Source organism: Clostridium sp. BL-8 (assembly GCF_002006495.1).
Lineage (GTDB): Bacteria > Bacillota > Clostridia > Clostridiales > Clostridiaceae > Clostridium.
In genome coordinates this window covers 14,985-28,998 of the sequence record NZ_LZZL01000076.1, presented here as the reverse complement: position 1 = coordinate 28,998, position 14,014 = coordinate 14,985, and the positions used below count along the sequence as shown (strand labels likewise).

At 30.0% G+C, this 14,014-nt stretch carries 11 protein-coding genes and 1 riboswitch; of the genes, 9 read left to right on the top strand and 2 right to left on the bottom strand.

Annotation, left to right across the window (positions count from 1 at the left end; translation table 11 throughout):
* The first annotated feature begins 538 nt into the window (after window positions 1–538).
* The 7 genes from CLOBL_RS21225 to CLOBL_RS21195 all read left to right on the top strand — a co-directional run bounded on the left by CLOBL_RS21225 (window position 539) and on the right by CLOBL_RS21195 (window position 9,136).
* A complete protein-coding gene (locus CLOBL_RS21225; RefSeq protein ID WP_077860849.1) occupies window positions 539–2,953 on the top strand; it encodes a DNA translocase FtsK in 2,415 nt (804 codons plus the stop codon).
* Between the two features lie 246 nt (window positions 2,954–3,199).
* A complete protein-coding gene (rimO, locus tag CLOBL_RS21220) occupies window positions 3,200–4,519 on the top strand; it encodes a 30S ribosomal protein S12 methylthiotransferase RimO (RefSeq protein ID WP_179117811.1) in 1,320 nt (439 codons plus the stop codon).
* Window positions 4,503–5,093 carry a CDP-diacylglycerol--glycerol-3-phosphate 3-phosphatidyltransferase gene (gene pgsA, locus CLOBL_RS21215; protein WP_077860847.1) on the top strand — a complete coding sequence of 197 codons (591 nt, stop codon included), beginning with the start codon at window positions 4,503–4,505 and terminating at the stop codon, window positions 5,091–5,093. The genes rimO and pgsA overlap by 17 nt, the downstream gene beginning before the upstream one ends.
* A gap of 269 nt (window positions 5,094–5,362) precedes the next feature.
* The gene (gene recA, locus CLOBL_RS21210) at window positions 5,363–6,454 is read left to right on the top strand and encodes a recombinase RecA (RefSeq protein ID WP_077860846.1); all 1,092 of its coding nucleotides are present in this window, start codon (window positions 5,363–5,365) and stop codon (window positions 6,452–6,454) included.
* Window positions 6,455–6,766: 312 nt separating this feature from the next.
* Complete coding sequence (gene rny, locus CLOBL_RS21205) at window positions 6,767–8,308, top strand: ribonuclease Y (RefSeq protein ID WP_077860845.1); 1,542 nt, start codon at window positions 6,767–6,769, stop codon at window positions 8,306–8,308.
* A gap of 182 nt (window positions 8,309–8,490) precedes the next feature.
* Entirely contained in the window at window positions 8,491–8,751 is a 261-nt protein-coding gene (locus CLOBL_RS21200) for a stage V sporulation protein S (protein ID WP_009169189.1), read from the top strand.
* Between the two features lie 124 nt (window positions 8,752–8,875).
* Window positions 8,876–9,136, top strand: coding sequence for an HPr family phosphocarrier protein (locus CLOBL_RS21195; RefSeq protein WP_008424732.1), 261 nt, complete (start codon window positions 8,876–8,878; stop codon window positions 9,134–9,136).
* Between the two features lie 82 nt (window positions 9,137–9,218).
* Here the strand turns inward: CLOBL_RS21195 and CLOBL_RS21190 are convergent, their stop codons facing one another.
* The gene (locus CLOBL_RS21190) at window positions 9,219–9,437 is read right to left on the bottom strand and encodes a DUF378 domain-containing protein (protein WP_077860844.1); all 219 of its coding nucleotides are present in this window, start codon (window positions 9,435–9,437) and stop codon (window positions 9,219–9,221) included.
* Between the two features lie 219 nt (window positions 9,438–9,656).
* Here CLOBL_RS21190 and purB point away from each other — a divergent pair, with 219 nt between their 5' ends.
* Window positions 9,657–11,087, top strand: a complete 1,431-nt coding sequence (gene purB, locus CLOBL_RS21185; protein ID WP_077860843.1) for an adenylosuccinate lyase — start codon at window positions 9,657–9,659, stop codon at window positions 11,085–11,087.
* Window positions 11,088–11,129: 42 nt separating this feature from the next.
* Here purB and CLOBL_RS21180 read toward each other — a convergent pair whose 3' ends face one another.
* Window positions 11,130–11,960, bottom strand: coding sequence for an amidase domain-containing protein (locus tag CLOBL_RS21180; RefSeq protein ID WP_242953894.1), 831 nt, complete (start codon window positions 11,958–11,960; stop codon window positions 11,130–11,132).
* A gap of 538 nt (window positions 11,961–12,498) precedes the next feature.
* On the opposite strand from CLOBL_RS21180, the gene CLOBL_RS21175 reads away from it, so the two are divergent.
* Window positions 12,499–13,749 (top strand): DUF6398 domain-containing protein, encoded by a 1,251-nt coding sequence (locus CLOBL_RS21175; RefSeq protein ID WP_077860841.1) that lies wholly within the window; start codon window positions 12,499–12,501, stop codon window positions 13,747–13,749.
* A gap of 51 nt (window positions 13,750–13,800) precedes the next feature.
* Window positions 13,801–13,916: riboswitch (FMN riboswitch) on the top strand.
* Window positions 13,917–14,014 lie beyond the last annotated feature (98 nt).

Here is a 14,014-nt window from a genome sequence, read left to right as displayed (position 1 = left end):
GAGTAAGCGACCATCATCAAATCATAGATTTGAGATGTCTGCTTAACCGATTCACACAAAATCATAGAGTGCACTATGTGAAAGTTCGAGACACCAAATGCAAGATTTGGACTCTCGCTTTTGGGTTACTGCTTATCAGTAAAATACTACAATAGGCTTGCTATGATGGCACTTTGATTTTTTGTCTGATGAAAAATATGCATAGCAGCTTTGGACTTGTTATTTATTTTCATGTGCCTAAGTGAGCATGCTACTGACTAATTATATGAAGGCTTTAAAAGTAAGAGGTAAAAAGTGAAGTTTCTAATTCTGTACTTTGGAAAGATTAACTTTTTCATATATAGAATTCAAAGGAACATAAATACAAGGTTATTTTCTTTAAGGGTTCGAATAGACAAGAAGTATACATAGCTACCATTTTTTGAAGATGAATGAAGGTTATAGAAAAAAAATCTATAGCCGATTTTTGTTTTTAGTGTTATCTTATTAAAGGAGAATGTTTATTTTGCGTAGAAATAAAGATATGAGGTGATTTAATTTGGGTAGAACTAAAGGCAAACATAGCACTACAAAAGGTAAAAAAGATGAAAATATAACAAATCCTGATATAGTAGGCGTTGTATATATTGCTACAGGAATAATACTTGGTATAGCAATATACACCTCTTTGGCTGGAATGTTATCGTCTTTAGCACAAAAAATATCAGATGCAGTAATTGGGGTCGGTGCGTATACATTGCCTGTTTATTTAATATATTTTGGATTCCAATATATAAAAACTAGAGGAAATATTAAATTAAACAAGAACTTTTGGGGAATAACTATATTGGTTCTTGTTATTATGTTAACTTTCGGAATTATAAATATTCAAACCTTAGAAAATAAAGATGTTTTTATTGATAACATAAGATTAATTATAAATAATGATAATGAAAATCTGCATGGGGGATTAATCTCATATCTTATATGCTATCCACTGTATAGGGCGGTTGGAGTTATAGGTACATATATAATCCTTCTTGCTTTTTCTGTAATTGCTGTGATTTTAATATTTGACATAACTTTATATGATTTAGGGTTAAAAGCATATAATAAGGGAGAAAAAATAAGAAATATAAGAAGTAAACGGGTAAGTGAAAGAAGTGAACAGCCCAAAGCACGTGAAAGTTTCATAAATATAGTAGAGAAAGGTGAAGAGAACAGAAAGAGCCAAGATGAAAGAGAAGAATTTTTATCTAAGGTAGATAAAAAAATAAAGATTCTAGATTTTATGAAGAATTCAAATGAAATCGAAGATGAAAATCAGATAGAGAATGAAGAACCTTTACGAGAAATAAGATCGGAGGTTTCATCAGACATTGAAATAGATAGCTTCTTGGAAAAAAATACAACAAATAGTTCGCGTAAAAAAGAAAATTTGGATAATGATGTGAAGGATGTTGTAAATAAAGAAATACAAGAACATATTTTTGAGCAAAAGGAACAAAGAGAATATAGACATCCAAGTTTAGAATTGTTAAAAGCAAATTCTAGTACAAAGCTTAATAGCAGTGATAAAAAGGAATTAATAGAAAATGCTAATAAGCTTGAAGAAATTTTAGCTAATTTCGGTGTTGATGCGAAGGTAACACAAGTTACCAAAGGTCCATCTGTTACAAGATTTGAACTTCAGCCAAGTCCTGGAGTTAAGGTTAGTAAAATTGTAAATTTGTCAGATGATATAGCCCTTGGACTTGCAGCTTCAGGGATAAGAATAGAAGCGCCAATTCCAGGAAAGGCTGTTGTTGGGATAGAAGTACCAAACGGAAAGCAGACACCAGTATTCTTAAGAGAAGTATTAGAAAATGATGAATTTATTAATTCTAAGAAAAAGTTAGCTTTTTCACTTGGAAAAGATATTTCAGGAAAATGCGTTGTTGGGGATTTAACCAAAATGCCTCATACACTAATTGCAGGGGCAACAGGTTCTGGTAAAAGTGTATGCATAAATACACTCATAATAAGTCTGCTATATAAATACAATCCTGATGAAGTTAAACTTCTTATGGTTGACCCGAAGGTCGTTGAATTAAATGTGTATAATGGAATACCACATTTATTAATTCCGGTTGTTACAGATCCTAAAAAAGCTGCAGCTGCTTTAAATTGGGCTGTAAATGAAATGACAAACAGATATAAGCTTTTTGCAGATTCTGGGGTTAGAAACATGGAATCTTACAATGAACTATTTAATAAAGGCCTAATAGAACAAAAACTACCTTACATAGTTATAATCGTTGATGAGCTTGCTGATCTTATGATGGTATGTCCAAATGATGTGGAAGATTACATAGGAAGACTAGCGCAAATGGCTAGAGCAGCAGGTATGCATTTAGTTATAGCAACTCAAAGACCATCAGTAGACGTAATAACAGGTGTAATTAAGGCGAATATACCATCTAGAATATCTTTTGCAGTTTCATCGCAAATCGATTCTAGAACTATCTTAGATGGATCAGGTGCAGAAAAACTATTAGGAAAAGGAGATATGTTATATTATCCAGTAGGAGAAAGCAAACCTCTTAGAGTCCAAGGTTGCTTTATATCTGAAGAAGAAGTTGAACAAGTTGTATCGTTTATTAAGAGTGAGCAAGGCGATATTAATTATGAAGAAGAGATAATTGATCATATTAATAATGCAGCAGACTCAAAGACTTCTGAAGCAGGTGAAAAGAGTGAAGATGTAGATGAATTACTTAATGAAGTAATAAATGTTGTTGTTGAATATGGGCAGGCGTCGACTTCTTTTATTCAAAGGAAGTTTAGAATAGGATTTAATAGAGCTTCACGAATTATGGATCAGTTAGAGGAAAGAGGAATTATATCAGAGAAGGATGGTAGCAGACCAAGACAAGTACTTATTACAAAACAACAACTTATAGATGATAATGATGAAGAAGATAAAGATAATTAAATAATAAATTTAGATTAAGTGTGAAATTTAATTGAACATTGTGTTAATTTTTGCATTTATAAGGAGTAATATACTAATTTTTAATGTAACATTAATAATAACAACTTGTAATATGTAGTTTTTATTTGCTATAATTAAAGCTATTAAAAAACAGGAGGATGCAAAAACTTGATTGAAAGCAAAATAGAAATAATAAGTGGAAAAGAAAAAATAAATGACTATACTTTAAGTAAGTACAAAGTTGGTATGGTAAGCTTAGGGTGTGATAAAAATAGAGTTGATTCAGAAATAATACTAGGTAAAATGAGTGATGAGTATGAAATAACAAATGATCCTAAGAAGGCAGATATAATTATTGTAAATACATGTGGATTTATAGAGAGCGCAAAACAGGAATCAATAGATACAATTTTAGAAATGGCGGATTATAAAATAAATTATAAATGCAAACTGCTTATAGCAACAGGCTGCCTTACACAAAGATACGGAGAAGAATTAGAAAAGTTAATACCTGAAATAGATATTATGCTTGGGGTTAATGATTATAATAAAATAAATGAAATTATAACTGATTTCATTGAAGGAAACAAGAGAGCAGCAGAGTTATTAAGTTATTCTGATGACAATATTAACGAAGGAAAAAGAATACTTACAACTCAAAAAGAAAGTGCATATATAAGAATTGCAGAAGGGTGTAATAATTTTTGCACATATTGTATAATTCCTAAAATAAGGGGAAAATTTAGAAGTAGGAAAATGGAAAACATTATAAATGAAGCGAAAGATTTGAGTAAAAGCGGGGTACAGGAAATAATACTCATAGCTCAGGATACGACTTTGTATGGAAGTGATATCTATGGAAAGAAAAGTCTTCATTTATTACTTCAAGAGTTATCAAAAATTGAAGGGATTAAGTGGATTAGAGTGCTATACTGCTATCCAGAGGAAATATACGATGAACTTATAGAAGAAATCGCAAATAATAATAAGGTTGTAAAGTATTTAGATTTACCGATACAACATATAAGTGATAAAATTCTAAAGCTTATGGGAAGAAAAACAAGTAAGCAGGATATAATAGATAAGATACAAAAACTTAGAAAAAGCGTTCCAGAAATTGTTTTAAGAACAACTTTTATAGTGGGCTTTCCAAATGAAAATGATGATGATTTTAACGAAATCATAGAATTCTTAAAAGAATACAAACTTGATAAAGTAGGAGTATTTACTTATTCACAAGAGGAAGATACGCCAGCAGCCAAAATGGAAGGGCAGATAAGTGAGCCTGTTAAGAAAAAAAGAGAAGAAGAATTAATGATAGTACAAAAAGATATTTCTGGAGAAATAAATAAATTGAAAATTGGAAAGTTATATGATATTCTTGTTGAGGGATATAATGGTAAGTATTATTATGGGAGAAACTATGAAATGGCTCCTAATATAGATGCAAATGTATTGTTTAAATCATCAAAAAGTATAGATAATGGTAAGTTTGTAAAAGTAAAGATAATTGAAAATATGGATTATGATTTAGTAGGAGTTGTTGTGGATGAATCTTGCAAATAAGTTAACCTTAATTAGAATAGTTTTGGTTCCTGTATTTTTAATATTTCTAGCCGTAAGAGATATACCTTATGGTAGTTTTATAGCTACATTTATATTTATTTTAGCTTCATTAACTGATAAGCTTGATGGGTATATTGCTAGAAGCAGGAATCAAATAACGAATTTTGGGAAATTCATGGATCCTTTAGCAGACAAATTATTAGTTACGGCGGCTTTAATCTCTTTGGTTGAAGTACATGTGGTACCATCATGGGCTGCAGTTGTTATAATCGCTCGCGAATTTGCAGTTTCAGGCTTAAGATCAATAGCGGCAGCACAAGGAAGAGTTATAGCAGCGAGCTGGTGGGGAAAAATCAAAACAGTTATTCAAATAATAGCAATAATTTTATTATTATTAAAGATAAACATACATGATGCAAAATTATTGAAGATTTTTACAATAGATAATTATTACTTAAAAAAATTCTTTGTCATAGTGCCAACAGTAGCTCTTATGCTTGCGGTTATTGTAACATTAATTTCTGGCTATGATTATTTCAAGAAGAATAAAGAAGCCGTTTCTTATGATAAGTAGAAGCTGTAGCTAAAAATATGAAAAAATAAAAATTTTATGTTTAATGTTTAAGAATGTATAAAATTGGATATAAATTAAATGGTTCCTTCTTTAATTTACTTAAAGAAGGGACTTTTCATAAGGTGCGTTCAAAAGAATAGCAGAGTAGCTTGCATATTTGACATTATTATTTTCTTTGTATATGCCTAGAATTAATTATTGACTATAGTTTAGAATTAATTTATAATAAATACAGAACATAAGTTCGATAGAAGGGAGCTATTAGTATTATGGGAAATATAAATGCAGAAAAGTTAAAAGCAATTGAAAGTGCTATGAGTCATATAGAAAAACAATTTGGTAAAGGTTCAGTAATGAAATTAGGTGATCATAATATTTCTAATATGGATGCTATATCAACTGGATGTCTAGATTTAGATATAGCTCTTGGAATTGGTGGGGTACCTAAAGGAAGAATTATTGAAATTTATGGACCAGAAAGTTCAGGAAAAACTACAATTGCACTTAGTATAGCAGCAGAATCACAAAAAAAAGGCGGAGCTGTAGGATATATAGATGCTGAACATGCGTTAGATCCTAGCTATGCTCAAAAACTTGGTGTGGATGTTGATAGTTTGATAATCTCTCAGCCTGATACTGGAGAGCAGGGACTTGAAATTGCGGAAGCTCTAGTTCGTTCTGGCGCAATTGATGTTTTAGTAGTAGACTCTGTTGCGGCTTTAGTACCAAAAGCTGAAATCGAAGGAGAAATGGGCGATTCGCATATTGGGCTTCAAGCAAGACTTATGTCTCAAGCTTTAAGAAAACTTGCAGGAACAATAAATAAGACTAATTGCGTTGCTATATTTATTAATCAGTTAAGAGAAAAAGTAGGAGTAATGTTTGGATCGCCAGAAACAACAACTGGAGGAAGAGCATTAAAGTTCTATGCATCAGTGCGACTTGATATTAGAAGAATAGATTCAATAAAACAAGGTGATGCGATAATCGGTAACAGAACAAGAATAAAGGTAACTAAAAATAAAGTAGCACCACCATTTAAACAAGCAGAGTTTGATATTATGTACAATGAAGGTATTTCAAGATATGGAAATATCGTAGATGTTGGAGTAAAGGAAGAGATAGTTCAAAAAAGCGGCGCTTGGTTTTCTTATAATGATATAAGATTAGGCCAAGGAAGAGAAAATGCTAAGCTGTATTTGAAGGAAAATCCAGAAATAGCGTTAGATATAGAAAATCAAATCAGAGAAAAATATAATCTTCCACCTGCAGAATTGATTAAAATAAACAATTCTGAAGAAGCAATCGATAAGGTCAATGATGATATAAGTGAAAGTGTTGAAGAGAAAGTAGAAAAATAAAAATAATTTTAACTAAGATATGAATAAAAATAATTTCGCTTCATAATATATTAATAGGTTGAATTACAAGTATAGCTGCATGTATGATTAAACATATATGTAGCTATATTTACAATGCTTTAGTATAGGCGAAAACAATGTGATACGAGGGATAGCCATTATATGAGTAAACTTGACATAATTTTGTTTTTAATATAGAATAAAAAGGAATACTGGTTTATCATATTCCAAATGCAGTGAGAAGAATATGACACCTTACTATACTTTCTTGTTAGTAATATAATGAGAAATAATAAATTAGGAGGTGTTTATGTGCAACTAGCAGGAATTATATTAGTAGACGTATTGGCTTTACTAATATTAGGAATAGTGGTTTATAAAACGATTCAAAATATATCGAAGACTAAGATAGAATCGCTTGAAAAAGAAGCAGAAGAAGTTTTAAACAGAGCCAAAAGGGATGCAGAAGCTAAAAAGAAAGAAGCAATCCTTGAAGCAAAGGAAGAACTTCATAAATTAAGAAGTGATTTTGATAAGGAATCTCGGGACAGAAGAAATGAAATTCAAAGGCTTGAAAGAAGAATAATTCAAAGAGAAGAGGCACTTGATAAGAAAAGTGAACTTCTTGAGAAAAAGGATGAAACAATCAATGAAAGAATGCTTGAGGTAGATCAAGTAGAAGCAAAGGTACAGAAGCTTTATGAGGAAAGAAGAGTAGAGCTTGAAAGGATATCAGCTCTTTCTAGTGAAGAAGCACGTGAAATTCTTTTAAATGAAATAAGAAAAGAAATAAGTCATGATGCTGCTTTAATGGTAAAAGATATTGAAAGTAAGGCAAAGGAAGAAGCAGACAAGAGAGCAAGAGAAATAATTACAACTGCGATCCAAAGATGTGCTGCTGACCATGTGTCTGAATCAACTGTACACGTTGTTGCACTACCGAATGATGAGATGAAAGGTAGAATAATAGGTAGAGAAGGAAGAAACATTAGAACCTTAGAAACATTAACAGGAGTGGATTTAATTATAGATGATACTCCAGAAGCAGTCATTCTTTCCAGCTTCGATCCAATAAGACGAGAAGTTGCGAGAATGGCACTAGAAAAGTTAATAGTGGATGGCAGAATACATCCAGCGAGAATCGAAGAGATGGTTGAAAGAGCAAATAAAGATGTGGAAAGTAGTATAAAAGAAGAAGGAGAGCAGGCAGCTCTCGAAACTAGCGTACATGGACTACATCCAGAATTAATAAGACTTCTTGGTAGATTGAAGTATAGAACTAGTTATGGTCAAAATGTTTTAAAACATTCCATAGAAGTTTCGTATTTGGCTGGCTTAATGGCTTCAGAGCTAGGTTTAGATGTTACTTTGGCTAAAAGGGCAGGATTGCTACATGATATAGGAAAGGCTGTTGATCAAGAGCAAGAAGGGCCTCATGCTTTAATTGGTGGAGATTTAGCTAAGAAATATCATGAATCACCATTAGTAATAAATGCAATAGCAGCGCATCATTCAGATGTAGAAATGCAATCTTTAGAAGCAGTACTAGTTCAAGCGGCAGATGCAGTATCAGCGGCTAGACCAGGCGCTAGAAGAGAGACATTAGAAGCATACATTAAGAGATTGGAAAAATTAGAGGAAATTGCAAATTCACATGAAGGTGTAGAAAAGTCATATGCCATTCAAGCTGGTAGAGAGATTAGAATTATGGTTAAACCAGATAAAGTAGATGATGCTGGAACAGTTGAATTGGCACGCAATTTAGTTAAGAGTGTCGAGGAAGAACTTGAATATCCAGGACAAATTAAAATCAATGTTATAAGAGAAACTAGAGCAGTAGATTTTGCTAAGTAAAAAGATGAAGTATATTTTTTAAAAGTATACTTCATCTTTTATTTTAAAGAATAAATAACATGATTATAATATTTTAAAAATAATTTTAAAATTTTACAATTATATAAAGGAATTTAAAGAAAGATATAGAATATATTTAATGTAAACGATTTGTATATTAAATTTTAGGAGGAAAGACAAAAATGGAAGTATTAAAAGTATCAACTAAATCAAATCCTAATTCTGTAGCAGGTGCATTAGCAGCAATAATAAAAGAAAAGAATATCGCAGAAATTCAAGCAGTAGGAGCAGGCGCAATAAATCAAGCAGTTAAGGCAATTGCAATAGCAAGAGGATTTGTTGCACCAAGCGGAAAAGATATTGTGTGTGTACCTGCCTTCACAGATATACAAATAGATGGAGAAGAGAGGACAGCCATAAAGTTAATAGTACAACCAAGATAATGAGTTTATTTAAAATTGATGAAATATAGAATGATTTTTGAGTTGAAATTATTTATAAAAACGTTTATACTATAATAGTTAAATGCTATATTTATTAATTTTTTTGTAAAGAGGTGTAATGTTAATGATAGCAAAAGAGGTTTCAGTAAAAAATTCATCTGGTCTTCATGCTAGACCAGCAACTTTATTAGTTAAGAAAGCATCATCATTTAAATCGGACGTTAGCATAGAATATAACGGTAAGAAAGCAAATGTAAAGAGCTTGATTGGAGTTTTATCTTTAGCGGTAACTAAGGATGCTGTAATCAAAGTTGTAGCTTCAGGTGATGACGAAGCTTTAGCAGTTGAAGAAATTGTTAAATTAGTTGAAACTTTAGAAGACTAATATACAAAATAGGGTTCCATATTTATAATATGGAACCTTTTTTCTATTTTGTATAGATTCTAATTTAATTAATAAAATAGGTTTATTTGTTGTTAGCAAATAAATTCCATCTAAATAATAATGAAATTAAATCTAGAGCACCTAGAAAAATTATAATATACATAATTCTTTCAAGTTTAGAATTGTTAAAGAGAAAGATGTTCAATAAGTTCAATTTGAATAATCCTATTGTTCCCCAATTAATAGAACCTATAAAAATTAGTATTAAGGAAATCTTGTCAAAAATATTTAACTTACACATAACTTGTCACTCCGATCTTTTATTTTTTAACGTGCTCTATTATTATATTTATATGAATATTAGAGACAATAATAACAAAAAGTAAAATTAAAATTTATAAAAAATTAGACATAAAATTATCGTAAAATTGAAAATTCAATAGGCAAAAATAAAAAAAATATGATATAATACGAATGTTGAATGAGAAAGAATAAAATATATTCGTGTGGAGGTTTTTGAATGAGAAATTTATATAGTACACCTTTAAATTCAAGATATGCATCTAAAGAAATGAGTTTTATATTTTCTGATGATATGAAATTCACTACTTGGAGAAAGCTATGGGTGGCTCTTGCGGAAGGTGAAAGAGAACTTGGTTTAAATATAACTGAAGAGCAAATAAAAGAATTAAAAGAACACATAAATGATATTAATTACGAAGAAGCAGCTCAAAGGGAAAAAGAAGTCAGACATGATGTTATGAGTCATGTATATGCATATGGTCTTCAATGCCCAAGTGCTAAAGGTATTATTCATCTAGGTGCTACATCTTGTTATGTAGGAGATAATACGGATATTATAATAATGAGAGATGCATTAGACCTAATCAAAAATAAAATAGTTACAGTTTTAAATCATTTAAAAAAATTTGCTATTCAATATAAAGATATGCCAACATTAGGTTTTACGCACTTTCAACCAGCTCAGCTAACAACAGTGGGTAAAAGAGCTACCCTATGGATGCAGGATTTAGTGATGGACGTAGAAAATATAGATTTCCTTCTATCAACATTAAAGCTTAGAGGAGTTAAAGGGACTACTGGTACCCAAGCTAGCTTTATGGAACTATTTGATGGAGACGAAAGTAAAGTTAAAGCATTAGATAAAATTGTAGCAGAAAAAATGGGCTTTGAAAAAAGTTTTGGGGTAACAGGGCAAACTTATCCAAGAAAACTTGATTCAATAGTTTTAAATACTTTATCAGAAATTGCACAAAGTGCTTATAAATTTAGTAATGACTTAAGATTGCTTCAAAACATGAAGGAAATGGAAGAGCCATTTGAAAAAAATCAAATAGGATCATCAGCAATGGCATACAAAAGAAATCCTATGAGAAGTGAAAGAATAAGTGCATTGGCGAGATTTGTAATAGTGGATTCATTAAATCCAGCAATTACTGCAGGGACTCAATGGTTTGAAAGAACTTTAGATGATTCAGCTAATAAGAGATTGTCTGTAGCTGAAGGCTTCTTAGCATTAGATGGAGTATTAAATTTATACATAAATATTGCTGAAAATATGGTAGTATATGATAAAGTAATAGCTTCCCATGTACAAAGAGAATTACCATTTATGGCTACTGAAAATATAATGATGGAAGCTGTAAAGAGAGGTAAAGATAGACAAGAATTACATGAAAAGATAAGAGTTCACTCAATGGCAGCTGCTCAAAGAGTAAAAGGCGAAGGTTTAGATAATGACTTAATTGAAAGAATCATAAATGATAATTCTTTTGGTCTTACAGAAGAAGAGATATTAGGAGTTATTGATCCAGCTAAATTCGTAGGAAGAGCACCAAGTCAAGTTGTAGAATTTATAGATGAATATGTAGATCCAATTATAAAAAATAATGAAGAAGCTTTAAAGATAAAGAGCGAAATAACTGTATAAAACTAAAGAGGCAATAAAATTGCCTCTTTTTTTGAAAAAAATTTAGTCAAATTTTAAGGCTCTAAGAGTTGGGTATCTATTTGGATAGATCTCGCTAAGAGGATAATTTAGTTTATTATAACTATGGCAGCAATAGAGACAATCATTATTTTCAAGTTTATAAGTTATAAAGCCATTATGAAAAAATTTACCTATAGCAGGAGTATAAAATTGAATTAAAGAACCTCTATCTAAATAAGTATCATCAGGAAGTTTAGTTCCTAATTTATGTGATATTAGATATGAATATATCTCTTCAACCCTAATCCATGCATTAGTATATGGTTTCCAGGTTGGAGTTTTATTAAGTCCCCCGGCATAAAGGATTTGGGACATGAAATTTGTGCAATCTCCACCAATTCCTTCAAAGGATTTATAATTAGGATTTAGATTTAATGCATAAGTTTCTGCGTAAGTACAAGCCTCGTCAATATTAAAGTCCAAGCTTTTTCTTTTATTTGGAGCATCTTTGGAGGATGAAATAGAGGTTTGAAGAGTTTCATATAATAAATCAATTGAAGGAAATTCATATTCATATGACTTCTGCTTTTCAGAAGAAATAAGATCATATATATGAGAAAGGTCATCATTTAAAATATAATTATATAAAAGGGGATCCTCCTCATTTTCTAGAAGTAATCGTAATTGACATCTATTGTTTAAGTATTCTAAGATAATAATATAATTCTGCATGCAAGCAGATGGTATGTCTTGAGTAGAATTTTCAATAATAAAGGAAATTTTTAAATTAAGCAATAATTTAGTAAAGTGACTATTCATATCTAATATATTATAGTTATAATCAAAATGAAAATTTTTAAATATAGACTTCATTTTTTTTCTCCATTTAAAATCAAATAATTTTTTCAAGTAAATTTTTTCAAGTATATAATTGTCTAAATAATTAAAATCGCCATGAATTAAATTGAGATCTTTATATGGAGTTGAAAGCAATAAGCAAAGATTATATAAAACTTTAGATAGCATATATACATTTCCTGGATTTAAAATTATTATATTCATATATGTATGAATAAAAATATAAATAGTGCAAAAGAATATAGTTAAGGCATGTTAAAACGTAAAACAATTAAGTCTTCACTATAATGAAAAATGTGTACGCATATTTTGTTATAATTTTTTTGATTAAGCTAAAAGAGTTTAAATATCAACAAAAAGGTTCAGAAAAATTAATGAGTAGATATAATTATCATAAGTGTGATATAATAATAACATTAGTGAAAAGTTAAGGGTTAATATCATTAATTTAAAATCAAAAATACAAATTTGACGAATATACTTGCAAAGTATATATATTCTAGGATAAAATCAAATTTGTTAAAGATTTTTTATAAAGGAGCTATAAGAAGAAATGCAAAAATTATCTAACGAAATAGCTAGCAAGTATGAAGAAATAGTTGAAAAAATAAAAAGTTTTTCAAGTGAATTTCTTAATGAAGAATACAAAAATATTTGTGTTCTAGCTGCTGAAACATTATTTTTAAATTGTGAAGAAGATTTAAAAAAGGGAAAAAGTATCTCATGGGCAGCAGGAATAGTGCATGCTATAGGAACAGTGAATAATTTATTTGATTCAAAGGAAGAACCATATGTTAAAGCTGCTGATTTATATAAGGCATTTGGAGTAAGCAGTAGTACAGGCTCTAGTAAATCAAAGGAAGTAAAAAATCTATTAGACTTATCAAAAGAAAATGAACAGTGGATAATAGGTAAAAATAACAATAAAGACATTTTAAAGGATAAGATGTCAAAAGTGAAAGATGAAACGGCAGTTACAGGAAACGATTTAGTAAAAGTAGACAAAAAGGATGAAATAGATAAAAAAGAACCATTTAAATTTGCAGTACATAGAAATTTACTTGAAGCACAAGCAATTATAGATCATGCTTGGAAACAAAAGAATTATAATAGCAAAGCGAAGTATGCAAAAGAAGCATTAACCATATGGGAAGATTGTGCTGATGCATATATTATTTTGTCAAAAGATACTAGCTTAAGTGCAGCTCAAAAGAAAACTCTTTTGGAAAGGGCAGTTAAGGCAGCACAAAATTCATTGAGAATAGATAATTTAGAAAACGCTGAGCCAGAATTATTTAAATTAAAAATAGCTGAACCTTTTTTTGGAGCTAAGTACAATTTAGCTATGCATTTATGGAGAATTGGAGAAAGAGAAGCAGCAATAGAAAATGCTCTTGAGATTTTAAAATATAATGAGCGAGATAATTTAATGGTTAGAGCTATAGTTGTTAATTGGCTTCTAATTGAAAATAAATATTCTGAACTAGAAGATTTATTGAAAAAATATGAAAAAGATAATCTAGCAGCTATGTACTATAGTAAGGTAGCTTTATTATATAAAACAAACAGAATTGACGAAGCAGAACATTTGTTAAGAAGAGCATATAGAAGAAATCCATATGTTATACCATATCTTTTAAGACAAAAAAATATACCTGCTTCACTACCTAACTTGATTAAAATTGGAAGCGAAGTTGAAGCTGCGAAATATGCTAGCTTGGGAATAGAAGTTTGGAATGATTCAGAAATGATTAAATGGCTAAAAGAAAAGAAAAAAGAATTTGATATGATAAAGTTTAATTAGTGCTTTACATTTTTTTAATAATATGATATTTTATATATAGAAAATTTAATATAAAATCTTCGGGGTTGGGTGAAATTCCCTATCGGCGGTACAGCCCGCGAGCTATAATTAGCAGATTCGGTTAAATTCCGAAGCCGACAGTAAAGTCTGGATGAAAGAAGATAGTGATTAATATTAGTTATAATTAAAACTTAAATATTATTACTTTTTGTAAGTCTACCCTGAATTGTAAAATTCAGGGTTTTTATTTTAAGTAATATAAAAA

Coding starts and splice junctions, on each gene's coding strand:
- rimO (WP_179117811.1), top strand. CDS start 3,200: ATGGTAAGCTTAGGGTGTGATAAAAATAGAGTTGATTCAGAAATAATA.
- pgsA (WP_077860847.1), top strand. CDS start 4,503: ATGAATCTTGCAAATAAGTTAACCTTAATTAGAATAGTTTTGGTTCCT.
- recA (WP_077860846.1), top strand. CDS start 5,363: ATGGGAAATATAAATGCAGAAAAGTTAAAAGCAATTGAAAGTGCTATG.
- CLOBL_RS21200 (WP_009169189.1), top strand. CDS start 8,491: ATGGAAGTATTAAAAGTATCAACTAAATCAAATCCTAATTCTGTAGCA.
- CLOBL_RS21195 (WP_008424732.1), top strand. CDS start 8,876: ATGATAGCAAAAGAGGTTTCAGTAAAAAATTCATCTGGTCTTCATGCT.
- CLOBL_RS21190 (WP_077860844.1), bottom strand. CDS start 9,437: ATGTGTAAGTTAAATATTTTTGACAAGATTTCCTTAATACTAATTTTT.
- purB (WP_077860843.1), top strand. CDS start 9,657: ATGAGAAATTTATATAGTACACCTTTAAATTCAAGATATGCATCTAAA.
- CLOBL_RS21180 (WP_242953894.1), bottom strand. CDS start 11,960: ATGAAGTCTATATTTAAAAATTTTCATTTTGATTATAACTATAATATA.
- CLOBL_RS21175 (WP_077860841.1), top strand. CDS start 12,499: ATGCAAAAATTATCTAACGAAATAGCTAGCAAGTATGAAGAAATAGTT.